General features: G+C 69.0%; 25 protein-coding genes. 8 read left to right on the forward strand and 17 right to left on the reverse strand.

The window, feature by feature from the left end; genetic code table 11:
- Nucleotides 1-125: 125 nt before the first annotated feature.
- Together acs and FVP33_RS11190 are read right to left on the reverse strand one after the other, a co-directional pair.
- Nucleotides 126-2,102 carry an acetate--CoA ligase gene (gene acs, locus FVP33_RS11185; protein WP_147783753.1) on the reverse strand — a complete coding sequence of 659 codons (1,977 nt, stop codon included), beginning with the start codon at nucleotides 2,100-2,102 and terminating at the stop codon, nucleotides 126-128.
- 78 nt (nucleotides 2,103-2,180) lie between these two features.
- Nucleotides 2,181-2,678: a tetratricopeptide repeat protein gene (locus tag FVP33_RS11190; protein ID WP_147783754.1), complete on the reverse strand. Its 498-nt coding sequence runs from the start codon at nucleotides 2,676-2,678 to the stop codon at nucleotides 2,181-2,183.
- 153 nt (nucleotides 2,679-2,831) lie between these two features.
- Here FVP33_RS11190 and FVP33_RS11195 point away from each other — a divergent pair, with 153 nt between their 5' ends.
- Nucleotides 2,832-3,494 carry an NAD(P)H-hydrate epimerase gene (locus FVP33_RS11195; RefSeq protein ID WP_147783755.1) on the forward strand — a complete coding sequence of 221 codons (663 nt, stop codon included), beginning with the start codon at nucleotides 2,832-2,834 and terminating at the stop codon, nucleotides 3,492-3,494.
- 20 nt (nucleotides 3,495-3,514) lie between these two features.
- Here FVP33_RS11195 and FVP33_RS11200 read toward each other — a convergent pair whose 3' ends face one another.
- From FVP33_RS11200 to FVP33_RS11210, 3 genes are all read right to left on the reverse strand, one after another.
- The gene (locus FVP33_RS11200; protein ID WP_147783756.1) at nucleotides 3,515-4,288 is read right to left on the reverse strand and encodes an alpha/beta fold hydrolase; all 774 of its coding nucleotides are present in this window, start codon (nucleotides 4,286-4,288) and stop codon (nucleotides 3,515-3,517) included.
- 53 nt (nucleotides 4,289-4,341) lie between these two features.
- Nucleotides 4,342-5,373 (reverse strand): NADPH:quinone reductase, encoded by a 1,032-nt coding sequence (locus tag FVP33_RS11205; protein WP_147783757.1) that lies wholly within the window; start codon nucleotides 5,371-5,373, stop codon nucleotides 4,342-4,344.
- Nucleotides 5,374-5,438: 65 nt separating this feature from the next.
- On the reverse strand, nucleotides 5,439-6,311 hold the full coding sequence (locus FVP33_RS11210; RefSeq protein WP_147783758.1) for a septum formation family protein: 873 nt from the start codon (nucleotides 6,309-6,311) through the stop codon (nucleotides 5,439-5,441).
- Between the two features lie 165 nt (nucleotides 6,312-6,476).
- On the opposite strand from FVP33_RS11210, the gene FVP33_RS11215 reads away from it, so the two are divergent.
- From FVP33_RS11215 to FVP33_RS11225, 3 genes are all read left to right on the forward strand, one after another.
- Complete coding sequence (locus FVP33_RS11215) at nucleotides 6,477-7,376, forward strand: NYN domain-containing protein (protein WP_147783759.1); 900 nt, start codon at nucleotides 6,477-6,479, stop codon at nucleotides 7,374-7,376.
- A 206-nt stretch (nucleotides 7,377-7,582) separates the two neighbouring features.
- Nucleotides 7,583-8,962 (forward strand): pyridoxal phosphate-dependent decarboxylase family protein, encoded by a 1,380-nt coding sequence (locus tag FVP33_RS11220; RefSeq protein ID WP_147783760.1) that lies wholly within the window; start codon nucleotides 7,583-7,585, stop codon nucleotides 8,960-8,962.
- 39 nt (nucleotides 8,963-9,001) lie between these two features.
- The gene (locus tag FVP33_RS11225; protein ID WP_147783761.1) at nucleotides 9,002-9,430 is read left to right on the forward strand and encodes a DUF1761 domain-containing protein; all 429 of its coding nucleotides are present in this window, start codon (nucleotides 9,002-9,004) and stop codon (nucleotides 9,428-9,430) included.
- A gap of 3 nt (nucleotides 9,431-9,433) precedes the next feature.
- Here FVP33_RS11225 and FVP33_RS11230 read toward each other — a convergent pair whose 3' ends face one another.
- Nucleotides 9,434-10,018, reverse strand: coding sequence for a GNAT family N-acetyltransferase (locus FVP33_RS11230; RefSeq protein WP_147783762.1), 585 nt, complete (start codon nucleotides 10,016-10,018; stop codon nucleotides 9,434-9,436).
- A gap of 67 nt (nucleotides 10,019-10,085) precedes the next feature.
- Between FVP33_RS11230 and FVP33_RS11235 the strand changes: the two genes are divergently transcribed.
- Entirely contained in the window at nucleotides 10,086-10,871 is a 786-nt protein-coding gene (locus FVP33_RS11235) for an alpha/beta fold hydrolase (protein ID WP_187270682.1), read from the forward strand.
- 6 nt (nucleotides 10,872-10,877) lie between these two features.
- Here FVP33_RS11235 and FVP33_RS11240 read toward each other — a convergent pair whose 3' ends face one another.
- Nucleotides 10,878-11,429, reverse strand: coding sequence for an OsmC family protein (locus FVP33_RS11240; RefSeq protein ID WP_147783764.1), 552 nt, complete (start codon nucleotides 11,427-11,429; stop codon nucleotides 10,878-10,880).
- 1,054 nt (nucleotides 11,430-12,483) lie between these two features.
- Here FVP33_RS11240 and FVP33_RS11245 point away from each other — a divergent pair.
- The gene (locus tag FVP33_RS11245) at nucleotides 12,484-12,771 is read left to right on the forward strand and encodes a YciI family protein (RefSeq protein ID WP_147783765.1); all 288 of its coding nucleotides are present in this window, start codon (nucleotides 12,484-12,486) and stop codon (nucleotides 12,769-12,771) included.
- Between the two features lie 78 nt (nucleotides 12,772-12,849).
- On the opposite strand, the gene FVP33_RS11250 is transcribed toward FVP33_RS11245, so the two are convergent.
- From FVP33_RS11250 to FVP33_RS11260, 3 genes are all read right to left on the reverse strand, one after another.
- Nucleotides 12,850-13,470 (reverse strand): PadR family transcriptional regulator, encoded by a 621-nt coding sequence (locus tag FVP33_RS11250; RefSeq protein WP_147783766.1) that lies wholly within the window; start codon nucleotides 13,468-13,470, stop codon nucleotides 12,850-12,852.
- Between the two features lie 162 nt (nucleotides 13,471-13,632).
- A complete protein-coding gene (locus FVP33_RS11255; RefSeq protein ID WP_147783767.1) occupies nucleotides 13,633-14,070 on the reverse strand; it encodes an SRPBCC family protein in 438 nt (145 codons plus the stop codon).
- Nucleotides 14,071-14,114: 44 nt separating this feature from the next.
- On the reverse strand, nucleotides 14,115-15,029 hold the full coding sequence (locus FVP33_RS11260) for a LysR family transcriptional regulator (protein WP_147783768.1): 915 nt from the start codon (nucleotides 15,027-15,029) through the stop codon (nucleotides 14,115-14,117).
- Between the two features lie 72 nt (nucleotides 15,030-15,101).
- Here FVP33_RS11260 and FVP33_RS11265 point away from each other — a divergent pair, with 72 nt between their 5' ends.
- Nucleotides 15,102-16,049: a DMT family transporter gene (locus tag FVP33_RS11265; RefSeq protein WP_147783769.1), complete on the forward strand. Its 948-nt coding sequence runs from the start codon at nucleotides 15,102-15,104 to the stop codon at nucleotides 16,047-16,049.
- A 486-nt stretch (nucleotides 16,050-16,535) separates the two neighbouring features.
- Here the strand turns inward: FVP33_RS11265 and FVP33_RS11270 are convergent, their stop codons facing one another.
- The 4 genes from FVP33_RS11270 to FVP33_RS11285 form a co-directional block, all read right to left on the reverse strand.
- Nucleotides 16,536-16,826 carry an antibiotic biosynthesis monooxygenase family protein gene (locus FVP33_RS11270; protein WP_147783770.1) on the reverse strand — a complete coding sequence of 97 codons (291 nt, stop codon included), beginning with the start codon at nucleotides 16,824-16,826 and terminating at the stop codon, nucleotides 16,536-16,538.
- A gap of 112 nt (nucleotides 16,827-16,938) precedes the next feature.
- Nucleotides 16,939-17,913, reverse strand: a complete 975-nt coding sequence (locus tag FVP33_RS11275; protein WP_147783771.1) for a PfkB family carbohydrate kinase — start codon at nucleotides 17,911-17,913, stop codon at nucleotides 16,939-16,941.
- Nucleotides 17,914-17,966: 53 nt separating this feature from the next.
- Nucleotides 17,967-19,496 carry an Asp-tRNA(Asn)/Glu-tRNA(Gln) amidotransferase subunit GatB gene (gene gatB, locus FVP33_RS11280; protein WP_147783772.1) on the reverse strand — a complete coding sequence of 510 codons (1,530 nt, stop codon included), beginning with the start codon at nucleotides 19,494-19,496 and terminating at the stop codon, nucleotides 17,967-17,969.
- On the reverse strand, nucleotides 19,489-20,460 hold the full coding sequence (locus FVP33_RS11285) for an EamA family transporter (protein WP_147783773.1): 972 nt from the start codon (nucleotides 20,458-20,460) through the stop codon (nucleotides 19,489-19,491). The genes gatB and FVP33_RS11285 overlap by 8 nt, the downstream gene beginning before the upstream one ends.
- A 73-nt stretch (nucleotides 20,461-20,533) precedes the next feature.
- Between FVP33_RS11285 and FVP33_RS11290 the strand changes: the two genes are divergently transcribed.
- Nucleotides 20,534-21,085 carry a CGNR zinc finger domain-containing protein gene (locus FVP33_RS11290; RefSeq protein WP_147783774.1) on the forward strand — a complete coding sequence of 184 codons (552 nt, stop codon included), beginning with the start codon at nucleotides 20,534-20,536 and terminating at the stop codon, nucleotides 21,083-21,085.
- Nucleotides 21,086-21,088: 3 nt separating this feature from the next.
- Here the strand turns inward: FVP33_RS11290 and gatA are convergent, their stop codons facing one another.
- From gatA to FVP33_RS11305, 3 genes are all read right to left on the reverse strand, one after another.
- The gene (gene gatA / locus FVP33_RS11295) at nucleotides 21,089-22,600 is read right to left on the reverse strand and encodes an Asp-tRNA(Asn)/Glu-tRNA(Gln) amidotransferase subunit GatA (RefSeq protein ID WP_147783775.1); all 1,512 of its coding nucleotides are present in this window, start codon (nucleotides 22,598-22,600) and stop codon (nucleotides 21,089-21,091) included.
- Complete coding sequence (gatC, locus tag FVP33_RS11300; RefSeq protein ID WP_147783776.1) at nucleotides 22,600-22,893, reverse strand: Asp-tRNA(Asn)/Glu-tRNA(Gln) amidotransferase subunit GatC; 294 nt, start codon at nucleotides 22,891-22,893, stop codon at nucleotides 22,600-22,602. The genes gatA and gatC overlap by 1 nt, the downstream gene beginning before the upstream one ends.
- Nucleotides 22,894-23,011: 118 nt before the next feature.
- Nucleotides 23,012-24,328, reverse strand: a complete 1,317-nt coding sequence (locus FVP33_RS11305; RefSeq protein ID WP_187270683.1) for an alpha/beta hydrolase — start codon at nucleotides 24,326-24,328, stop codon at nucleotides 23,012-23,014.
- Nucleotides 24,329-24,386: the final 58 nt, after the last annotated feature.

Below are 24,386 nucleotides of genomic sequence, written 5' to 3' on the forward strand. Positions count from 1 at the left end.
GGGCTGCCGCGGGTGCGGGAGAGTGCGGGCATGACCGCCTCCTCCCCGTCCGCGGCACCCGGTGCCGACACCATGACGGTGATGGGCACGACCATCGTCGAGCGCGACTGGCCAGATCCTTCGTCTTAGCCGTTCCGGGTCGCCGCGACAATCGCGGCGATCTGGGCCGGCACCGACTCGTCCTGGAGCGAGGTCGTGTCGCCGAGCGCACGGCCGTCCACGATGTCGGCGAGCAGTCTTCGCATGATCTTGCCGCTTCGGGTCTTCGGCAGGTCAGGCACGACGAAGACGTCGCGGGGTCTCGCGATGGCCCCGATCTCGGTGGTGATGTGGGCGCGCAGCCGGGCGACGAGATCCCCCGGAACGTCGGCGGAGGCGATGATGAAGGCCGCGATCGCCTCCCCCGTCGTGGCGTCAGACACGCCGACGACCCCGGCCTCGCCGACGAGCGGATGGGACACCAGCGCCGACTCGATCTCGATGGTGGAGAGCCGGTGGCCCGAGACATTGATCACGTCGTCGACCCTTCCGAGCAGCCAGATGTCGCCGTCGTCGTCGTACTTGGCGCCGTCCCCGGAGAAGAAGTAGCCCTGCGCCGCGAATCGGGTCCAGTAGGAGTCGCGGTAGCGGCCGGGGTTTCCCCACACGGTGCGCGCCATGCCGGGCCAGGTGCCGTCGATCACGAGCAGCCCGCCGGAGCCGTGCGGCACCTCGTCGCCGTCGCCGTCCACTACAAGGGCGCGAAGCCCGGGCAGGGCGCCGAGCGCCGACCCCGGCTTGAGCGTGGAGATTCCGGGCAGGGGCGCAATCACCGCGGCCCCGGTCTCCGACTGCCACCAGGTGTCCACGATCGGGGCGCGGCCCCCGCCGATCTTCTCGTGGAACCAGACCCACGCCTCTGGGTTGATGGCCTCGCCCACCGAACCGAGAAGGCGGATGCTCGACAGGTCGTGGGCATCCGGCACGCCCTCCGGAAACCAGGTCATGAATGTGCGGATGAGCGTCGGGGCGGTGTAGTAGGTCGTGACCCCGTAGCGCTCGATGATCTCGAAGTGGCGGGCCCGGTTCGGCGTGTTCGGGGTGCCCTCGTAGATGACCGAGGTGATGCCATTGGAGAGCGGGCCGTAGAGAACGTAGCTGTGGGCGGTGACCCAGGCCAGATCCGCCGTGCACCAGTACACGTCGGAGTCCTTCGCGTCGAAGACGGCCCAGTGGCTCCAGGAGGCATGGGTGAGATAGCCGCCGGAGGTGTGGACCAGCCCCTTCGGCTTGCCCGTCGTGCCCGAGGTGTAGATGATGAACAGCGGTGTCTCCGCGTCGAAGAACTCCGGCTCGTGCGTGTCCGAGGCCGTGTCGACGACCTCGTGCCACCACACGTCCCTGCCCGGAGTCCACGGCACCTCGCCGCCGGTGCGGCGCACCACCAGCACGTGCTCCACGGACTCGACGCCGTCCACCGCGACATCCACCGCCGCCTTCACGGGCACGGCCGCCCCGCGCCGGTACTGCCCGTCGGTGGTGACCACGAGTTTCGCCCCGGTGTCTTCCACCCGGAAACGCAGCGCCTCGGCCGAGAACCCGCCGAAGACCAGGGAGTGGATGGCGCCGATCCTGGCGATCGCGAGGGTGATGATCACCGTCTCCGGGATCACCGGCAGGTAGACGACCACCCGGTCGCCCTCCACGATCCCGAGCGCGGTGAGGGCGTTCGCCGCCCGGGACACCTCGAGCTGCAGCTCCGCGTAGTCGATGCTGCGCCGGTCCCCGGGCTCTCCCTCGAAGTGGAACGCGACCTTCGACCCGTTGCCGGCCGCCACGTGGCGATCGACACAGTTGACCGCGACATTGAGCCGTCCGCCGGCAAACCACTCGGCGCGCGGAACGGATGTCTCGTCGCCGTCCCCTCGCGTCGGCGCCCAGCTGTGGTCGGTGTGCCACGGCTGCGCCCAGTCCAGTCGCCGTGCCTGCTCGGCCCAGAACTCGACGGGGTCGACGGGGGATGCCTCGAGCCACTCCTCGGTGACGTTGGCCGCGGCGGCGAATCCGGCGGGCGCCGGGTAGCGGCGGTTCTCGGTGAGCAGGTTTCGAATCGTGTCTGACATCGCCTTCGACGCTAGCCGAGTCACGCCGGTGTCCCGTGGGCGGCCGACACGGTGGGTAACAGTGGCCCTCGCCGGCCGCTACCCGGAGTCGTCGCTGAGCAAGGCCTGGGCGTAGTTGCCGAGCGAGCGCTGGTACTGGGTCAGATGCGGCGCGAGGGCGGTGAGCGCGAGGGACAGCCCCTCACGTTCGCGACCGAGGTCGGCGAGGGCGAGGGCGAGGAACGCGATGACGGCGTCCTCGAGTTCCTCCGAACCGACGGCGAGTTCTGCGGTGAGCAACTCGACGCTCTCGGCGGCCCGGCCGATGTTGCGCAGCGAGCTGGCGAGCTGGATCACGGCCTCCCGTCTGCGCTTGCCGTGCAGTCCGAGGTCGAGCGCCTCCCGGTAGAGGGGAACCGCGAGGTCGGGGTGGTCGGTGGCGTCGAGGGCGCCCGCCCGCTCGAACCTGCCGATGGCGCTCCCCGCCGGCAGTTCGGCAACCAGGCGGTCCATGCCGGCCAGGAACTCCTCCTCGGGGAGTTCGTCGATCGACGCCCACTGTTCGGCCAGCCGCTTCTCCCACTCGGTGTCGTTCATGCCGAGAGTCTGTCACAGGCCTCCCGCGCGAAGAAGGGCGGCCGCCCGATGCACCGCCCCGGTGCGCGTGCCCCCGTTTCCAGAATCGAGGGCGAGGGCGTGCGCGGAAGCGTCAGACTTGAGTCATCCCTGCACGACAGATACGGAGGCATCATGATTCGCGGCTATTCGGCGCAGCAGATGCGCGACGCGGAGGCCCCGCACCTGGCCGCCGGCGAGCCCCTCATGCAGCGCGCCGCGGCCGGGCTCGCAGCCGAGGTTCGAGGCGCGCTTCCCGCCGACGGGGGCCGGGTCCTGCTGCTCGTGGGTACGGGCAACAACGGCGCGGACACGCTGTACGCGGGGGCCGAACTCGCCGCCGGCGGTGCGGATGTCGCGATCGTGATGACCGGTCCGCGCGCGCAGGAGCAGGCCCTGGCCTCGGCGCTCGCGGCCGGCGCCCGCGTCGTGCCCCTCGGCGAGACCGCGAGGGCAGCGGCGGCGGCGGATGTCGTCGTCGACGGCATCCTCGGCACGGGGACGAGCGCGAATCCGGCCCTCCGCGGCGACGCGCGCACTGTCGTGGAGGCGGTCCAGGGCGTGACGCCCCGACCCTTCGTGGTGGCGGTGGACATCCCGAGCGGCATCAATCCCGACGACGGCAGCGTGCCGGACCCCCTCGTGCTTCCCGCCGACCTGACGGTGACCTTCGGCGGCTACAAGGCGGGGTTGCTGCTGCAACCCGCCGCCGGCCTCGCCGGTCGCGTGCGAGTCATCGACATCGGGCTCGGCCCGGATCTCGACGCTCTCCGGCCGACGGTGACTCTGCCCGACTGACGACGTCGCCCCCTCCCGGCCTAACCCTCGAAGAACTCGATGAGCACCGGGGCGAGAACCGCATGGTCGACACCATGATTCTGGTCGGCGAGCGTTGCCCGGGTCGCGCCGGGAATCGCGCCGAGGAGGCCCTCGGCGGCCCGGGCGGCCCAGGCGGGGCTCACCCCGCCATCCATCACGAGCGTCGGCGCGTCGATCGAGGACAGCCGATCGGCTGGCACTCGGCCGTCGCCCGACAGCGCGAGGTCATACGGCAGGGTGTGCGCGATCGCCACGAGGCCCGCCCAGAACGGCGCGTGCGAGATCCCGTCGATGGTGGCGTCGTCCATGCCGGTCAGCCGCATGAATGCCCGGACGGCACCCTCCGGGTCACCGGCCTCGAGCGCGCGAGCCACTCCGGGGTCGCCGTCCGCCGCCGAGCCGTCCGGATCGAAGGTGTACGGAGGTTCGTAGACGGCCAGCCTCGTGACCGGCACGCCGCGGGCGGCCGCCTCGAGGCCGAGGATGCCGCCCGAGGAGTGTCCGTAGACGAACGCGGGGCCACCGGTTGCGGCGACGACCGCAGCCAGGTCATCCACCTCCCGGTCGACCGAATAGGTGGCGCCGTCACCGCTCTCGCCGCGTCCGCGTCGGTCATAGCTGATCACGGTGAACCGGTCCGCGAGCAGCGTGGCGAGCGGGTACGGCGAGAGACGGGTGTTCATTGCTCCGCCGACGACCACCACGGCGGGCCCGCCGCCGAGCCGATCGAATGCGATCGTGGTTCCGTCTGCGGACTGGACTGTTTCGACCATTTCCGAGCTCCTCCGGTTCGCGGTGATCGCCAAGATACCACCGCGCGGACGGATCAGCCCAGAGCGATCTCGATGAGCACCTTGCCCACCGCGCCGTCCTCCACCGTGGCATGAGCGTCAGCGGTGTGGGCGAGGTCGAAACGGTGCAGGGGCAGGCCCGACCGCTCCCCCACCGGCAGCGCGCCGTCCGCAATGGCGGCGTTGATGTCGGCGGCGGCGGCATCCCGGGCGGCCTGGCCCACGGTGTACAGCAGCAGGAACTGATAGCGCACATTGAGGCTGAAGTGACGCCGCACATCGAGGGTGAGCTCGTCCCCGCCGTTATTGGCATAGACCGCGATCACTCCGTGATTGCGGATCACGGACAGGTTGAGTTCCGCGTTCTGGGCCGGCGCCACCTCGACGACGATGTCCACTCCGGCGGGTGCCAGACGACGGATCTCGGCGGCCGCATCCGACTCCCGGTAGTTCACGACATGGTGCGCCCCGGCCGCGGCCGCGAGCGCGGCCTTCGCGGCGGAGCTGACGGTGGTGATCACGGTCGCTCCGCTCCAGCGTGCGAGTTGGATGGCCGCGTGCCCGACGGCGCCGGCCCCGCCGGCCACCAGGACAACCTTGCCGGCGAGCGCGCCGGGGGCGAGCCGATCGGGGCCGCCTTCCACCACCGTCAGTGCGCGGTGCGCCGTGATCGCCGGCACCCCGAGGCTCGCGCCGAGGTCGAAACTCGCGCCGGTCGGCAGCCGGTAGACCCGCTCCACCGGAACTATCGAGAACTCCTGGGCCGTGCCGCCGTCTGCCCGTTCGTAGGCGGCGAGCGCGAGCCACACCCGGTCGCCCACGGCGAACCCGTCCACTCCCTCACCGACGGCGTCAATCACTCCGGCGCCATCCTGGTTGGGAACCACGTCGGCGAACGCGAGGGGCTCGCCCGCGCGGGATCCGCGCCGGGACTTCCAATCCGTGGGGTTCACCCCGGAGACGACCACGCGCACGCGTACCTCGCCGGCCTGCGGGTCGGCTGCCTCGCGCTCGATGAGGCGCAGCACGGAGGGCTCGCCGGTTTCGCTGTAGACGATTGCTTTCATGAGGGCGACAACGCGGATGCCGTGCGAAACCTTCCGGGCCCGCCCGGTTCGACCGATCCCGCCGGTCAGGCAACCCGCGAGCCCAGCCCGGACGACACCCAGCACTCGACCTGACGATCGCCCGCCGCCCAGGAGTCCTCGTTCGGAGAGTAGGCGAACCAGAGGTTGCCCGTTGCCTCCGCGGCATCGCCGCACCAGCGCTGCTCGAAGGCCAGGAGGGTCTCCAGATCGGGAAGTACCGCGGACCCGGACGGCAGATCCGCCGTCGAGGCCTCTTGCCACTGCGGCCGATCCGTGCAGTCGGAGTAGGTCGAGAACGGGCCGTTGTAGGGATCGGTGCTGCCGCTCGGGTCCCAGGTGTCGATGCACAGCGCGAATTTCATCGGCAGTTCGGTCACGTCGCGCACGAGGTCGCCGATGTTGGCGGGCAGCGGAAGGAACGTCGGCGCGGTGAGAGCGCTGCCGAAACCGACGAGCGCGATGTCGCAGCGCACCCAGCGCGCCCCGGCATTCCAGGCGGCGATCGACGGAACGAAGTAGCTCAGAAAGAGCCGATGCCTCTTATTGTCGAGGGCGGGGAGGAAGCGGGACTCCTCCTTCGAGCAGTCCGCCCAGGCCGCATCCGAGACGTCCGTCCGCAACGCCTCGGCGGAGCCCGGGCGCCGCCAACTCCCCGAGAAGGCCTTCGACAGCAGCGGTACGGCGAAGGTGTATGTCGTGTGGCTGGTCGAGCAGTCCACCGGCAGGCCACTCGTCCAGGTGGGATCCGCCGCGATCGCCGAATCCGGTGCCCGCCAGCACAGCCCGTCGATGGGCCGGAACGTCGCGCCGATCGCCACCTGGCGGATGCTCGTCCCCACGGCCCCGAGGGCGGCGCATCCCGTCATGGCAAGGGTCACGATCACTGCCGCGGCGATGGCGGCGAACGCCCTGCGCATGATGGGACACTCCTCACGGCAATGTGAATGTTTGTCGAGAGAGTAGTCCCACCCGTGGGCCGACACTAGGGACTTATGACCGTCGACATCCGTGCGCCCCCGGCGCGGCTACCCGTTTGGGTGACGAACCGGCAGACTGGGGGAACCGTACCGAGAGGCGCCGCAATGGCAGATCAGACTGACGCTCGCGTCGCCGTCTACATCGACTTCGACAACATCATCATTTCCCGCTACGACCAACGGAGTAAGCGCGGGCAGTTTCACAAGGATGAGGCCCGCAGTTTCGACGCCAGGGCGAACGCGGGAACCGAGATCGCGAAACGGCTCGAGGATGCCACGGTCGACCTGAGTGCCGTGCTCGACTTCGCCTCGTCCTTCGGAACCATCGCCGTGAGCCGCGCCTACGCGGACTGGTCGGTCGCCGTGAACGCGAGCTATCAGAAGCAGCTCATCGAGCGGGCCGTCGATCTCGTGCAACTCTTCCCCACCGTCGCGTCGATGAAGAACGGGGCCGACATCCGGCTCGCCGTCGACGTGGTCGAAGACCTGTTCCGGCTCTCCGACCTCACCCACGTCGTGATCGTGGCCGGCGACTCCGACTACATCGCGCTCGCCCAGCGCTGCAAACAGTTGGGCCGATACGTGGTCGGCATCGGTGTGGCCGGCGCCACGAGCAAGGCCCTCGCCGCCGCCTGCAACGAATTCGCCGACTACGACGCGCTGCCCGGAGTCAAGTCGGCCGACGAGCCGTCGGGTCCCGCGCCGAGCAGCACGCCGCCCACCGACGCCCCCACGCGCCGAGGTCGGCGTTCGAAGCCGCTGAGCGAGAAGGATGCCGCCACCGAACTCCTGGTGCGCGCCCTGCAGCTCAGCCAGGCCAAGAACGACGACGAATGGCTGTCGAGCGCCGCCGCCAAGAGCCAGATGCTGCGGATGGACCCCACCTTCCAGGAGCGCTCCCTCGGCTTCAAGTCGTTCACGGACTTCGTGCGGTCGCTCGAGGACCGCATCGAGCTCGACGAGAAGCACCCGTCCCGCCGGCTGCGGCTGCGCCAGACGGCCTGAGGGTCGCACCGCGCGCCTGCGGCCGCGCCCTTCCCTCCCCCATCCGCTCCCCATCCCCTCCCCCATCCGTGAGGTGCCCAGATTCGCCGCTACCACCGCGAACGAGGCGACGGATGTGGGCACCTCACGAGCGAGCACCCGGAGCACGGGATGGCGTCCACGGCCGCTCTCTTCCGCTGGCCGACACGCGGGTCTACCCTCGAATCGTGACAGCCGACCCGAATGCCTTCAGCACGGCTCTCGATCGCGCCCATGCGCACGCCACGGAGTGGCTCGCGTCCGTACCGACGCGGCCAGTATCACCCCGGACCACCGCCGACGAGCTGGCCAAGACGCTCGACGGGCCGCTACCTGGCGGCCCGTCCGACCCGGCGGCCGTGATCGACGAGCTCGCCGCCGTCGCCGAGCCGGGGCTCATGGCGATGCCTTCCGGAAAGTTCTTCGGCTGGGTGGTCGGCGGAACCCTGCCCGCGGCGCTGGCCGCCGACTGGCTCGTGACGGCCTGGGACCAGAACGCCGGCATGCGCTACGCCACCCCCGCGACGGCCGCCATCGAACAGGCCGCCGGCGACTGGATTCTCGACCTCCTGGGTCTGCCGCGCGGTTCGGACGTGGGTTTCACCACCGGAGGCACGATGGCGAACTTCGTCGGTCTCGCGGCCGGTCGGCAGAGCGTGCTCGATGGCGTGGGGTGGGATCTCAACACCCTCGGACTCGCTGGCGGGCCGCGGATCACGGTGCTCGCGGGGCGCGAGCGACACGCCTCGGTCGACCTGGCCCTGCGCTATCTCGGGCTCGGACTCCCCGTGCTGGTGGACGCCGACGCCGAGGGCAGGATCATCCCCGCCGCGCTGGCCGAGGCCATGCGCGAGGTGACGGGGCCGACGATCCTGTGCCTGCAGGCCGGCAACCTGCACTCCGGAGCGTTCGATCCGATGCGGGAGTGCGTGGCGATCGCCCACGAGCACGGCGCCTGGGTGCACGTGGACGGCGCGTTCGGCCTCTGGGCCGCGGCGAGCCCGCTGTACCGCGACCACCTGGACGGTCTCGACACGGCCGACTCCTGGGCGACGGATGCCCACAAGACTCTCAACGTGCCGTACGACTGCGGCATCGCCGTCGTGGCCAACCCCAAGCCGGTGCGCGCGGCCCTTGGGGTGCAGACGAGCTACCTCATCAACGCGGACCACGGGCCCGGCGATCCGTTCGACAAGGTGCCCGAGCTGTCACGCCGCGCCCGCGGGGTGCCGGTCTGGGCGGCGCTGCGCTCGCTCGGCCGCTCCGGCGTCGTGCAACTCGTGGAGGGTCTCGCGGCCAACGCCCGCGCCCTGGCCGAGGGTCTCGCCCGGCTTCCCGGCGTGGAGGTGCTCAACGACGTCGTCTTCACCCAGGTGAGCCTCGCATTCGGCGACGACGAGAACACCCGCCGGGTGACGAAGAACCTCATCGACAGCGGGCTCGTCTGGATGTCCGGCTCGCACTGGCGGGACCGGGACATCCTGCGCGTCTCTGTCAGCAACTGGTCCACGGACGACACCGACGTGGCGGACGCGATTTCCGCCGTCGAGAGGGCGATGGCGCAATAGACTCCAGCCACCAACACCGGCGACGCCTGCGAGGACGCGATGATTCCCGAGATCAACTACTGGGCAGTGATTCTGGCCACCGTCTCCACCATGATCGTCGGCTCGATCTGGTACACCCCCCGGGTGTTCGGCGCCTATTGGATGAGGGCCACTGGCGTCACCCCGAGCGGCAACGCGAGGGATGCGGTGGGTCCGATCGTCGCCACCGTGATCGTGAGCTTCATCACCTCCTGGGTGCTCGCCGGAGCCACCTTCATCGCGTGGAAGTTCTACGGCGGCGGATTCCTTTCCAGCGCGCTGGTCACCGGGATCCTGCTCTGGGCCGGCTTCACGGCCGCGCGTTTCATCACGCACGACGCGTTCGATCGGCGCCCGCGGGGTCTCACGATTCTCAACGTCTCCCACGAGTTCGTGACGATCCTCGTGATGGCCCTGATCATCGGCGTCTGGCCACCCGCCGGGGCGTAGCCGCTACCCGGCCACCCGCAGCGTCATGACGGCTCGACCGTGCGTCGGTCTCGCCGTCACCTCGAAGCCCGCAGACGCGAAGAGGCCGACCGTGCCGATGTACAGGGTGTTGGGCGGTCGCCCTGGCCGCTCGGCGAGGTCGATCGGGTAGCCCTCGATCACGCGGGCACCGTTGTCGCGCGCGAGTCGCACGGCGTGCTCGAGCAGGGTGTGCGCGAGACCACGCCCGCGGAATTCTCGGCGCACCACGAAGCAGGTCACCGCCCACACCGTGCCGTCGTCCATCGGTTCGACGCTGCCGCGCCGCACCACTGACATCCGCGCGAGACGAGGTTGTTGGCTACGCGGCGCGATCCTGCACCATCCGGCCGGTGCCCCGTCGACGTAGGCGACGAGGGGCGAGGCCACCCGCCCGGCGGCGAGTTCGACGCGCAGCGCGGCGCGCTTCTCGTCCCGACTCATCGTGGGGTACTCCGGATTGACGGCCCACTGGCACCAGCAGGTCGAGCCGTTGCCGCCGTGAGTGAGCGCGGCCTCGACGTCGGACCACGGCACATCCGCGGCCCGTTCCACACGAATGACGGTCATGCCGGCACGATACTCCCGGGCACCGGCATCGCGCGCTCGGGTGGGCAAACGTGGTCGAATAGAGCCGATGCTCACCTCAGAAACCCCGCCGATCCGATTCGTCGCCTCCCCAGACGGTCTCGCGCTCGCCAGCTACGAGTTCGGCGCGGTCGAACACCCCACCGTGATCGCGGTGCATGGTTTCGCCTCCAGCGCCCTGCTCAACTGGTTCTCGTCCGGCTGGGTGCGTTACCTGCTGCGCGCCGGCTTCCGAGTGATCCTCCTCGATCAGCGCGGGCACGGCGCGAGCGCCAAGCCGCACGAGCCGGAGCGCTACACGATGCAGGCGCTGGTCGCGGACGTGGTTGCGGTGCTGGACGCCTACGAAATCGACCGGGCGCACTACATCGGCTATTCGCTCGGCGCCCGGGTTGGCTGGCATGCGGCGCTCCAACTCCCCGAGCGGATCGATCGGGCGGTGCTGGGCGGCATCCCCTCCGGCGACCCCCTGACCAGCTTTCGGCTCGACGAGGCGCGCGCCTTCGTCGCCGACGGCACGGAGATCGCCGATCGCCTCACCCGCACCTACCTGACGATGGCGGAGAGCATCCCCGGCAACGACCTGGCGGCCCTGATCGCCCTCGTCGAGGGGATGCGCGGCGGGCAGCAGCCGGACCCGGCCAACCCGCCGACGCAGCCCATCCTCTTCGCGACGGGAGTCGAGGACCGCATCATCGACGGGTCCCGCTCGCTCGCGGCGGCGGCCCCCCACGGGTCGTTCTTCGAGATTCCCGGACGGCACCACTTCAACGCGCCGACGTCCCGGGCGTTCAGGGAGGCGGCGGTCGGGTTCCTCACCGGCCAGGAAGCGTAGCTCGGACTAGGCCTTGGCCACACTCACCGTCACCGGCGTCGCGTTCGCGAAGAGGTCGAGCACGGGGCAGTGGGCGTCGACGGCGGCCCGCAGCTCCTGGTAGCGGGCGTCCGTCTCCGGTCCCGTGATGGTGATGTCGAGGCGCACCGCGGTGAAGCCGGCGCGAACGGACTCCTCGATGCCGAACAGGCGACGGGCGTCGAGGTCGCCCTCGGCCTTCACGTCGATCTCGTCCACCCGGATTCCGAGGGCCTGGGCGTAGAGGCGGTAGACGACGACCTGGCAGGAGATGAGCGCGCCGAGCGCGAATTCCACCGGGCTGGCGGCGATGTCGTCCCCGGCGAGCGCGGCAGGCTCATCCACTCGGAAGCTGTGCTTTCCGGCGGTGATCGTCGATGCAACCGAGCCCTCACCGGTGCCGCGCACCCGGTAGGTCAGCTGCCCGTTCGCCACATCGGCGGCGATGCGCTCGCCCCAGGCAGCGCCGGCTTCGGTGAGCCGCGTGGCGCGTTCTTCGGCCGTGACGGAGGTTACGGGGGATGCGTCGAGGAGTGTCATGCGCCGACAATACTTCGGATGCCGCGGCTCCCGTCGAGCCTCGCGTCACACGGCGACTCCCGGCGTAATACCGCGCCATGCGGAGCGTCGGCGCGCCATCTGCCTGACCGCGCCCTAGCCGCGGGCGGGCTCCGCGTGCGTAACTCCTGCAATTCCCGGATACACGACCGCCGCGGCCCGCAATCACGTGGGACGGGTCACTCGACCGGGCAAATTGCCGGAGTTGCAATTCTCGGATACTCGACCTCCGCGGCCAGCAATCACGTGGGACGGACCACCCTCACCCGGCAAATTGCCGGAGTTGTGCACCGCGGAGGGGCGACATCGCTGCCGAGTCGCGCGCCGGATTGACCGCGGACCACTCTGTGGGCGAGCCATACAGTGCGGGCGCCGAGTTGCGCGGCCGAGTTGCGCGGCCGACCCCGCGTGCACAACTCCTGCAATTCTCGGATACTCGACCGCCGCGCCAGCAATCACGCGGGACGAACCACCCCGCCCGGCAAATTGCCGGAGTTGTGCACCGCGGAGGGGCGACACCGCTTCCGCTCGCGCGCCGGATTGACCGCGGACCACTCTGTGGGCGAGCCATACAGTGCGGGCGCCGAGCAGCGCGGCCGAGCTGCGCGGACGAGTTGCGCGGGCGAGCTGCGCGGCCGAGCGGCACGGCCGAGCTGCGGGCCCGCCCCGCGTGCACAACTCCTGCAATTCTCGGACACTCGACCGCCGCGGCCAGCAATCACTTGGGACGGACCACCCCCACCCGGCAAATTGCCGGAGTTGTGCACCGCGGAGGGTCGACGCGATCGGTACGAACACGCCGATCTGAGTCCGGACCACGGCGGTTGTGCTCACCAGAGTCAGAAAACGGCGCAATCTTGGCAATGCGCGGCCGTCCTCGTGATGGCCGTGGCGGCGACGCGCACGCCGACGGGAATAAGCGCGAGGCGCACGATCATGGTGAGCGCGACGACGGCCGGTGTCGATTCCGGCCTCCCCCGACCGTCGTAGTGACGAGTCGGCAACACGGCCGACCCGCTGATTCAAGGAGGAACAGATGTCCAACTTCGTTCTGGCGTTTCGCAGCAAGCCCGACGTGATGGCGACCGAGGAGGAGATCAGCGACTGGAACGCCTGGTTCCAGAAGCTGGGCGGCAGCGTGGTCGACAAGGGCAATCGCATCGGCGAGGTGACGCTACTCGGCGAGGGTGCGGGCGCGAACCAGATCTCCGGCTACTCGGTGATCGACGCGTCCGACTTCTCGGGAGCGGTCGAAATCGCGAAGGGATGCCCCGGCCTCAAGTACGGCGGCAGCGTCGAGGTGGGCCAGCCCATCGCGATGTGAGCCTCGCGCGACACCCGCCGACGCGAAACGGCCGACTGGTTGCCCAGCCGGCCGTTTCGCCGTTCACAGTGCTCTCGCTCAATCGGCGAGGATGAGGTAGAGGGCGCGACGGGTCTCGTCGAGCTTCTCGATGGCGGCGGCGCGCTGCGCGTCGGTCGCCGAGTGGCGGAACTGCTGCACCACTCCCATGAGCTTGCCCACGCTCTCGAAGAACTGCCCGCCGGACTCGCTCTGGCCGGGCGTGGCATCCCAGGCCTTGGCGAAGTCGTCCTCGTGCTCGGCCACGTAGGCCTTTCCGGCATCCGTCAGTTCGAACTCGGTCTTGCGACCCTCGCCGGTGGAGACGATGAGGTCCTCGTCGACGAGCTGCTGCAGGGTGGGGTAGACCGAGCCCGGGCTCGGCCGCCAGGCTCCGCCGGTCTTCTCGGCGATCGCCTTGATGAGGCCGTAGCCGTTGGATGGGCCCTCTGCCAGCAGCGAGAGGATCACCGAGCGGATGTCGCCCTTGCTGGCGCGACGCGGGCCGCGTGGACCGAACCCGCCGCCGAATCCCGGGCCGCCGAAGCCGCCGGGGCCGAAGCCACCGAACCCGGGGCCGCCGGGGAAGCCGTGGCCTCGCCCACCGTGCTGGGAGGGGTCGTGATGGAAGCGACCCGATGGGTCGTGATGTGTTTCGTGTGTGTAGTGGTTGCGTTTCATGATCGCAGACACCCTTTCTGTCTGCTCAGGTCTATTCACTGAGCCATCGCAGAACTTCTGCGATGTGTTTACGATATATCGTTTAAAACGAAAGTGCAACCGCCGGGGCTCACCCCACGGGAAGTCTCCGCCAAGGAGACTGCGCTGCCACCCGTCCGGCATTCACACTGGTTGTTCGAGGTGGGCCTTGAGGGACTTCATCGTCCGCTCGCTCTCGGCGGCGGCCATCCGCAGCAGGATCGGCTGCACGATCCGGAACATCCCGCGGGTGGTCAGCTCGCCGACCCGGGTGAGGTGAGTGCCTCCCCCGGCGTCATCCAGGTCGTATCGAATGAGCGCGTCGAGGCTGCCGGACGGCTTGTTCTGATGGAACTGAAGCGCGTGATCTGGCACGTCTTCGACGAGTTCGCCGCGCATTCGGCCGACCATGGTCGAGTCTTCGTAAGTGAGGGGGCCTGCCGCCGGGGAGGTTCGCATCTTCGTTCCGTGATACACCGGTGAGTGTCTGAGCCACGTCGGGTAGGCCTCGAGAGACCGGAGTGCCACGTAGACACGCTGGGTCGGGGCGTTGATGTCGATGGTGTTCGTTATCCGGACCATGGCACCTGTTTTACACCCTGCCGTGATCCCGCACCAGCGCCGGACTAGCTGGTGCGGTGCTGAGTGAGCCCCAGTGCGATCGTCCTGATCTGCGACAGGACAGCTTGCACATTGGTGCGTTCGAGAGTCTCCGGTCGAGCGAGACAATCGATGTGTCGGCCGAGCCCGGGGTGGATGAGGGGGCGGCGAACCAATTCCGGGTGGTCGTGGAGGTCCGCGGTGTAGCGAGGCATCAGCGCAATGCAGCCGCTCGCGGCGACAACGGCGGCGGCGACGAGGAACTCGTTGATTCGATGCAGGATGCGCGCTTCGCTGCCGCCGATGCCCGCGATCACGGTGATGGCCTGTTCGAGGGGGAATCCCTCCTGCACGGCTACCCAGGATTCGTCGTGCAGATCCCTGGGTTCGATCGAGACTTTCGCCGCCAGGCGATGGTCGCGTCGAACCACGATGTCCAGCGGCTCGAACAGGAGCGGTTCGACACGCACAGTCGCTGGCCACGGCGGACTACCCACCAAGCGGTGCGCGAGGACGAGGTCATGGTCCGAGGTGAGCCGGGGAAACCTTTCCTGCGCCACATCGAAGTCGCTCAGGCGCACGTGCGGCTGATCCGGAGCGCTCAAGGCGGTGATCAGCGGACCGAAGAGGGCCGATCCAGCACTGTGAAAGGCCGCCACCGAGACGGTGCCCGACTGGTCGCTCTGGAAACGCGTCACTGACTGCGCCGCACGCTCGAGCGCCACCTCCACGTCGATCGCCGCCGCAGCCAGGGCGCGCCCGGCCTCGGTGAGCGCGGTTCGCCGTCCGTCCTTGAACGTCAGTGGGGCGGACGACTGACGCTGCAGAGCGCTGATCTGCTGCGAGATTGATGACGGCGTGACGTGCATGGCCAGCGCCACGGCGGCAAGGCTGCCTCGCTCCCCCAACTCTCTCAACGCGCGTAGCTGGCCCAATTCCATAAGTTCAAACTAATCTATTTGTCCTGAAATACCAGTCTTGTCTTACAGAACTGTGCACCGGACCATAGAGGGGTGACTGTTCTTCTCGCCCGATTCCGCGTCGATCTGCTCCTGCTTGTGGTTGCCGTCTCCTGGGGATCGACGTACCTGGTGGCCAAGGAACTCGTCTCTCCGAGTTCGGTGGTGGCACTCCTGGCGCTACGCATGCTGCTTGCCGCGGCGATCATGATGGCGCTCGTGACAGCGCGGCGAAACCAGGTGACGGCAGGCGAGCTGCGTGTGGGCGTGATCCTGGGAGTCTTGCTGACCGCGGTGTTCGGCTTCGAAACCTTCGGCATCGCCCACACCTCGGCCACGAATGCCGGACTCATCATCAGCCTGACGATAGTGTTCACCCCGATTCTCGAATCCGTCGTGTCCGGTCGACGGCTGCCCGGCAGGTTCGTCCTCGCCGCCCTGATCGCCGTACTGGGTGTCCTCCTTCTCGCCGGCAACGGCGCACTCCGTCCGCCGACGTTCGGCGACCTGCTCGTTCTCGCGGCTGCAATCGTGCGGGCCGTTCACGTCACGTCGATGCACAAGCTCACCGCAGGCAGAGCGATGGACTCGCTGCACCTCACGACGGTGCAATTGGCCACCTGCGCTGTTCTCTTCACGGCGACGTCACTGTTCTACGGCGACTCGATCCCCCACTTCCTTGCCCAGTTCGACCCCGGACGCGGAATGCTCTTCCTCTATCTCGTGCTCGCCTGCACAGTCTTCGCCTTCCTGGTGCAAACCTGGGCGGTGCGGCGCACATCGCCCTCCAGGGTCAGCCTCCTTCTGGGAACCGAGCCCATCTGGGCCGCAATCATCGGCATCACGATCGCCCACGACAGCGTGGCCGTTGCCGGATACTTCGGTATCGCCCTCATCCTCGCCGGAACAGCCTGGGGTCGCTCCGTCGAGCAAAGCCACCGCCTCGCCGCCGACACCGAGGTGTCGCCGACAAGGGACAGCGGGACTCCAGAACCACTGTGAGGGGAACTCCAGCATCCTCCTGGCCTGAGGTCAGACGCAGTCCCACGGCGACCTCGGGGCGTGACGTTGCGGATCTCGTGGTCGTGGACCTCGACCCCCTCGCGGCCGCCCGGGACGCCCTCCGCCGCATGCCGGTCGCGATGCCGGAGGCTGAACCTTCTCGGCCCTCTAGCGTTGCCGCCCGCGTTGGCCGGGCCGTGTTCTGCAGGACGGGCCGTGGTGATGTGGGTGCCTACCCCACAGACTCCAGTTGTGCAGGACAGCGTCTGCAGGACAGGCTAGGGGTGTGGCGACCAGAACGGTCCCGATCTGCAGGACGCTCCCGTCGATTCTGCACCTTTCGTCCTGCACAACCCGTCGTGCCGTCCTGCACAACTGGAGTCTGCGGGATGGGCGCCCTGGACCGGAGACGTCCTGCACAACTGGAGGCTGTGGGGCGGACACCCGTAAATTCAGCTGGCTAATCAACGTCCCTGGGCAGGACAGCTAGGCGATGAAGCTGAAGTGCTCCACGACCGGAAACTGCTGGTAGGAGTCGTGCAGCAGGGTGCTCCACTGCCGGAACGCCGGCGATATCGTGAAGCCGGCCCCCACCATCCGGGAGTTCTCCCACTGCACGATGAGTAGGTGCGTCGTCGGCGCCTCGACGCCGCGCGAGAGGGTGAGTCCGAGGAATCCGGGGCTCGACTCGATGAGCTTTCTGGCCGCGGCGAATGCCCGCTCGAAGTCGGCCTCCTCTCCCGGTCCAACGGGTATCAGGGCGTGTTCGACGATCATGGGTGCCTCCGGGTGCGGTTCGGGTAACGCGCTTCAAGGACGTGAGCGAACGCTACTCCTGCGGCGCCCCCGGCGCGAGGGCCAGGCGTCCCGCGTGCGCGGCACCGATGCCCTACGGCTGGTCGGCTTCCGGCTCCGGCGCGGTCTCGGTCTCCGGGTCGGTTTCCAGTTCGGTCTCCGATTCGGCAAGGGCCTCGAGCGCAGCCTCCACCTCGGCGAGGGTCGGCAGGTCGGCACCCGCTCGGGACACGGTGATGCCGGCGGCGGCGGCCGCCCGGCGGCCCATCCCGAGCAATTCGGCCTCAGACACGGCGGTCGGGTCGATGTCGAGGAGGGAGTAGACGAGCGACGCCATGTAGGTGTCCCCCGCGCCGATGGTGTCGACCACCGTCACCCTGGCGGACGGCACCTGGACTCGCAATTCCCTGGTCGCCAGGATGGATCCGTCGCCCCCGAGAGTCACGATCGCGAGACGCGGACCCAGAGCGAGCACCTGGGGCAGCACCTCGTCGACTGTCAGGTGCGGGTAGAGCCACGCGGCATCCTCGTCGCTAAGCTTCACGACGCTCGCCAGGGAGGCCATCGCCTCGAAGCGGCCGATGTTGTCGTCGCGGCTGCCGATGATGCTCGGGCGGATGTTGGGGTCGTACGTGACGATCGTGCCGGCCTCGGCGGCCTTGAGCAGGGAACGCACGGTGTCCGCCCCCGGCGCGAGGAAACTCGCGATCGACCCGGTGTGGAGCACTCGCGCCGGCGGCGTCGAGGCATCGGCGGGCAGGCTCCAGTCGAGATCGAACACGTAGCTCGCGGCGCCGGTCGCCCCGATGGTCGCGGCGGCGGTCGACGTGCGCGCGGCGGACTGGGAACCGGCCGCGAGCCGCACACCCGCGAGGTGTTCGGCGATGAGGCGGCCGCGCTCGTCGTCCCCGAGATGAGTGAGGAAGGTCGTGTCCACACCGAGCAGCCCGAGCCCGTATGCGACGTTGGCTGGGCTGCCGCCCGGCAGCTCGGTGGTCGCGTCGGAGGTGCGCACGATGTCGATGAGCGCCTCCCCGATAACACAAACGGCGCGGGGCATCTCAGTCATGCCTCGACCCTATTGGGTGCGGAGGCGCAATGGCGCATCACGGAGGCGCCTGCCTACTGCTGGGCCCGCTCGAGCACCAGCTCGCGCACGCGGGCGGCATCCGCCGTGCCCTTCATCGCCTTCATGACCGCACCGATCACGGCGCCGGCCGCCTGGACCTTGCCGTCGCGGATCTTCTCGAGCACGTCGGGCTGCGCCGCGAGGGCCTCGTCGATGGCCGCGATGAGCGCTCCGTCATCGGAGACCACGGCGAGTCCGCGCGAGGCGACGACCTCGATCGGCGACCCTTCGCCGGCGACGACTCCCTCGAGCGCCTGGCGCGCCAGGCGGTCGGTGAGCTCTCCGGCCTCGATCAGCCCGATGAGTTCGCTCACGTGGATCGAGGACACGAGGGACGAGGCATCCACCGAGGCGGCGTTCGCGAGCCGGGCGATCTCGCCCGTCCACCACTTCCTCGCCTGGGCCGGTGAGGCACCAGCGGCCGTTGTCTCCTCGATCTCGACCAGGAGCCCGGAGTTCACGACGTCCTGGAACTCCAGCTCGGTGAAACCCCAGGCCTCCCTGAGTCGACGGCGGCGGATCGCCGGCGCCTCAGGCAGGGCCGCGCGCAGGCTCTCGATCAGCTCGAGGGACGGCTCCACCGGCAGCAGGTCGGGTTCCGGGAAGTAGCGGTAGTCGTCCGCGTCGCTCTTGGGGCGGCCGGCCGACGTGACGCCGGTGTCCTCGTGCCAGTGTCGCGTCTCCTGGATGATCGTGCCGCCCGCATCCAGAATGGCGGCCTGCCGCTGGATCTCGTAGCGGATGGAGCGCTCGACGCTGCGCAGGCTGTTGACGTTCTTCGTCTCGGTGCGGGTTCCGAGCGGCGGCGGGTCACCCGCGGCCAGGGCATCGGCCACCGACTGGCGAGAGCGCAGCGAGATGTTGGCGTCGCAGCGCAGGTTTCCGCGCTCCATCTTCGCGTCGCTGATTCCGAGCGACCGCACGATGTCGCGAATCGTCGAGACGTAGGCCTTCGCCAGTTCGGGGGCGTCGCGATCCGCGCCGTAGATGATGTTGGTGACGATCTCCACGAGGGGCACACCGGCACGGTTGTAGTCCACAAGCGAGTACTCGGCGCCCTGGATCCGGCCGGTCGAACCGCCGACGTGAGTGAGCTTGCCGGCGTCCTCCTCCATGTGGGCGCGTTCGATCGAGATCTGGAACAGGCGGCCGTCGGAGAGCTCCACCTCGACGTTGCCGTCGTAGGCGATCGGCTCGTCGTACTGGCTGATCTGGTAGTTCTTGGCCAGGTCGGGGTAGAAGTAGTTCTTGCGCGCGAAACGGCTGGACGGTCGGATGCTGCAGCCGAGCGCGAGGCCGAGGCTGATGCTGTAGTGGATCGCCTTCTCGTTGACCACCGGCAGGGTGCCGGGGAGACCGAGGTCCACCGGCGTCACGTTGGTGTTGGGCTCGCCGCCGAAGAAGTTCGGAGCATCCGAGAACATCTTCGTTCGGGTGTTGAGTTCCACGTGCACCTCGAAGCCGAGCACCGGCTCGAACAGCTCGAGAGCCCTGTCATAGTCCATCAGTTCAGCTTTAGCCACCAGATGATTCTACGGGGAGCGCCCCCAGCCTGGTGGGCACGGCGGCCTCGAGCGGCTGCACGGATTTCTCCGACCGCACGAAGGCGATGCCCGCGAGGATGAGCACACCGCCCAGCAGTTGCAGCACGGTCAGGTTCTCGCCGAGCAGCAGCCAGGCATAGAGGGCGGCCGCGACCACCTCGAGCAGCCCGGCGAACGAGGCGAGCCGGGAGCCCAGCATCCCGCTCGCGGTGATGCTCGCGGCGTAGGCGAGCGCGGTCCCGATGATGCCGACGATGAGCAGCGGCACCCACCAGGGAGTCGCGGTACCGAGCATGCGCACGGTGCCGAACGTCACGGCGAACGGCACGAGGCCGAGGAGGCCGGCGAGTCCGAGCACGAGCCCCCCGAGGACGAGACCGGATGCCGCGAGGGCGACGGGAGGCAGCCCGTCATTCGGGCGGGCGGCGACCACGTAGTAGACGGCGCAGCCGACCGCGGCGAGGGCGGCGAAGAGCAGCCCGACGACCGCGAGCGAGCCCCCGCCGCCCGGCGACACCACCAGCACGAGCCCGACCAGCGCAACGACGGAGCCGATGAGCACGACCAGCTTGGGCATCCGGCGACTGGTCGCCCAGATGAACGCGACGAGAAGCAGCGGCGCCAGGTATTCGATGAGGATCGCCGTGCCCACCGGGATGCTCTCGAGGGCCGCGAAGTACACGAGTTGGGTTCCGGCGACGCCCACCAGGGCCATTGCGAGAACGCGCCAGCGCGCCCGCCAGAGCGCCGACCAGCGCCCGCGGAGGGCGACGAGGGCGAACGGCAGAAGCAGTGCACCGCCGAGGAGCGCGCGAAGCGTCACCGCCGACGCCGGGCTCCAGCCCGCCTCGAGGAGTGGCTTGACGAAGGCGCCGGAAACGCCGAACGCCGCCGCCGCGATCACCGCGATGACCAGGCCGAGGCTCGTCGACGACTGCTTCACCACATCCTCCTACGTCATGGTCTACATTGTTGTATGCCCCTGACATTACGACCATGAGAGGTCACCGGTCAATTTGCATTTAGCCCCTGACACCGAGGAGACGCTGGAGTTCGCGGTCGCGCTGGCCAACACCGACCCCGCGGCGTCCAGAAGCGGGTCCGACGAGATCGGCACGGTCGGGCAACTCGCCGGATTCCTCGTCGACTGGGCGTACTCCGGGCGGATCGACCACGATGCGGCCGAGTTGCGGGACGTGCTTCAGACCAGGGACCTGATTCGGCGACTGTGGGACCTCGACGTGGACGACGCCGTTCACGCCGTCAACGGGATGCTGGCCGAGGCCGGGGCCCTCCCGCAGCTCGCTCGGCACGACGGGTCTCCGTGGCACCTGCACGCGACCGACCCGAACGCGCCGCTGGCCCAGCGCATCCGCGTCGAGGTCGCACTCGCGTTCGTCGACGTCATCCGCTCGGGCGTGGTGGACCGGCTGAGGCGATGCGCCGCCGACGACTGCAGCGGAGTGCTCGTCGACCTCTCCCGGAATGGCTCGAAGCGCTTCTGCAGCGTGCGCTGCGGCAACCGGATGAACATGATCGCGTTCAGGGAACGCGCCGCCGAGGCCTAGTCGCTAGCGCGTCACGAGCTCCGGCACCTGGCTGATGAGGGTGCGCCCCCACTTGTCCTCGAGGAGCGCCTCGATCGCGGCACCCACCGAATACAGGCGAACGTCCTGGCGGGCCGGAGCCATGATCTGCAGCCCGGTCGGCAGGCCGTCCTCCGGGGCCAGCCCCATGGGAAGCCCCATGCCCGGGATGCCCGCGAGGTTCGCCGGAATCGTCGTCACGTCGTTGAGGTACATGGCGAGCGGATCCTCGAGCTTCTCACCGAGCTTGAACGCGGTCGTCGGCGCGGCGGGGCTCACGAGCACGTCGGCCTTGTCGAACGCGCTCGCGAAGTCGCGCTGGATGAGCGTGCGCACCTTCTGCGCGCTGCCGTAGTACGCGTCGTAGTAGCCGGCGCTGAGGGCGTAGGTGCCGAGGATGATGCGGCGCTTCACCTCGGGACCAAAACCGGCCTCGCGGGTGGCGGCCATCACATCCTCGACCGTCCCTCCCCCGACGGGGTTCACCCGGAGTCCGAAACGCACCGAGTCGAACTTGGCGAGGTTGCTGGAGGCCTCGGCCGGAAGGATCAGGTAGTACGCGGCGACGGCGTACTCGAAGTTGGGCGCCGACACCTCCACGATCTCGGCGCCATTCGCGGCGAGCAGTTCGAGGGTCTCGTGGAATCGCTGGCTCACTCCGGCCTGGAAGCCGGGGGCGTCGAGTTCCTTGACGACTCCGACGCGCACCCCCTCGAGGGAGCGACCCCGGGCGCCGGCGCGGGCCGCGTCGGCGAAGCTGGGCCACTCGTCCCGAAGGGAGGTCGAGTCACGCGGATCGTGACCACCGATCACATCGTGCAGGAGCGCGGCGTCGAGAACCGTCCTGGTCACCGGCCCCACCTGGTCGAGCGAGCTCGCGAGGGCGATCGCACCGTAACGGCTGACGCCGCCGTAGGTGGGCTTGACGCCGACGCTTCCGGTGACGGCCGCGGGCTGGCGGATGGAGCCTCCCGTGTCGGAGCCGAGCGCGAGCGGAGCCTCGAATGCGGCGACCGCCGCCGCCGAGCCTCCGCCGGAACCGCCGGGGATCCGGTCGAGGTCCCACGGGTTGTGGGTCGGGCCGTATGCCGAATGTTCGGTCGAGGAGCCCATGGCGAACTCGTCCATGTTCGTCTTGCCGAGCGGCACGAGGTTGGCCTCGCGCAGCTTGCGCACGACCGTCGCGTCGTAGGGCGGAATCCAGCCCTGGAGGATCTTCGAGCCGGCGGTCGATGGCATGTCGAGCGTGCACAGCACGTCTTTGATCGCGATCGGCACGCCGGCGAGCGGGCCGAGGTCCTCGCCGATGCGGCGCAACACGTCGATGCCCTCAGCGGTGTCGATGGCGTCCTTGGAGATGTGCAGGAAGGCGTGGATGTCGCCGTCGACCGCGGCGATGCGGTCGAGGTGGGCCCGCGTCACTTCGACGCTGGAAATCTCCCGGGACTGCAGCTTCTCGCTGAGCTCGGAGGCGGAGAGTCTGGTCAGGTCGGTCATTACTGCTCCTCGCCCAGGATCGCGGACACCTTGAATCGGCTTCCGTCGTGCTCGGGGGCGCCGCTCAGCGCCTCCTCGGCGGAGAGGGTGTCGCCGATGACGTCCGGGCGGAACACGTTCACTAGCGGAATCGGATGACTCGTCGCAGGCACGTCGGCCGTGGCGACCTCCTGCACCTTGTTGATCGCATCGAGGATCACCCCGAGCTCGCCGGTGAGCTTCTCGATCTCTTCGGGAGTCAAGGCGATCCTGGACAGGTTGGCGAGGTGCGCCACGACGTCGTTCGTGATCATTTCGTGGACCTCAAGACAGCTTCAGACATTCGGCTCCGTGCACGTGTGAGCGCGTTCCAGCGCGGCGGGGATGACGCTCCAGTCTATTCCGGGCGCGGGGAGGCCATCGCCCGGGCGACTACCGGGCGCTCGCGATCGTGCGACTCGCATCCGCCAGTGTGCCATCCGTGACAAGCGAACTCTCATCGATGCCGATCAGGGCGAGGTTGCGCATCGCCTCGGTGCCGGCATCGAAGTAGCCGAGATGGCCGACCGCCGCGGCAAGAGGCTTGCGGGTGATCACGTCGACTCCGCCCGCCACGCTCATCTTCTTCGCGCCGAACGACGGCGAGCCGGGGTCGCTCCCGTAGAACGCGGTGTTCACCACCGGGTCCCACGCCGCCTCGCCCACGAACACGTTGTCGTTGCGCACGGAGAGTTTCGCCGCCGACTGCGTGGCGCTTCCTGGCGAACCCACGATCGCGAGCGCGTCGACGGAGACGCCGCCCTTGGCGAGTTCGATCATCGCCGCGGTCGAGCCGTAAGAGTGGGTGACGAGGGTGACGAACGGCTCAGAGCCCTCGCGCACGGTCTGGATGCCCACGAGCGCGTTGCCGAGCAGCCTAGCGCCCTCGTTGGCCCGGTCGAGGGACCCGATGTCCAGGGCGCCGGGTGTGGTGTAGCCGATCCAGGACACCGTGGCGGTGGTCTTGCCGACCATGGACTTGTCGGTCTTCGCGAGGCGTGCGATCCACGATTTCTGCTCGGTGTTGAGGTCCTGGGCGATCGCCGTCCAGTCGTACATCTGCCCCTGCACGGTGAAGAACATCCCGGGCACGAGGTAGCTCACATAGTCCGCGGTCTCGAGATTGCCCACCACGACGGCGGCCCGTGCCTCGCCCCGGGGATCGAAGGTGATCAGCTGGCGCGGAGGGTCGCCCGCTGCGCGCTTCAGAGTTCGCTGCACCTGCTTGAGGATGTCGAGGTGGTGCCGGTCGGCGACGAGCGTCGCGCGGCCCGCGCCGGCGGCGATCGAGGCCTCGAGCCTCGAGAGCGACTGGTGAAGGTAGCGCCGGTTCGCGGCATCCCGCACGTCGAACGGCACCCCGTCGAGGTTGCCCACGAGCTGGGGGGCCGACCGCATGAGGGCCCTCTGGCTCGACTTCGACAATCCGGCCCACAGGGCGGAGGTCGAACGGGCAGACGGCGGGTTGGCGAGCAGTTGGCTCACCTTGGCTGGGTTCTGGCTGACGAACCGGGAGATGTCCGAACCGGGAAGCAGAGCGAGCTGGTCGAGCAGTGCCATTCCGCCGAGCTTGGGGAGAAGGGACGGGTCCACCGCGCTGGGCAGGACGGTGACACCGCCCTGTTGCGCCGGGGTGAGGTACGGACCGATCGCCGACGAGATTCCGGTCGGATCCTGGACGGACGGATCGGCGGTGGAAATCTGGGACACCAGGTTATGCATTTCATGCGCAACGAAAGCCTCTGCGACACCGTTCAGGGTGCCCGAG

Origin of the sequence: Lacisediminihabitans profunda (assembly GCF_008040105.1) — a bacterium.
Classification (GTDB): domain Bacteria; phylum Actinomycetota; class Actinomycetes; order Actinomycetales; family Microbacteriaceae; genus Lacisediminihabitans; species Lacisediminihabitans profunda.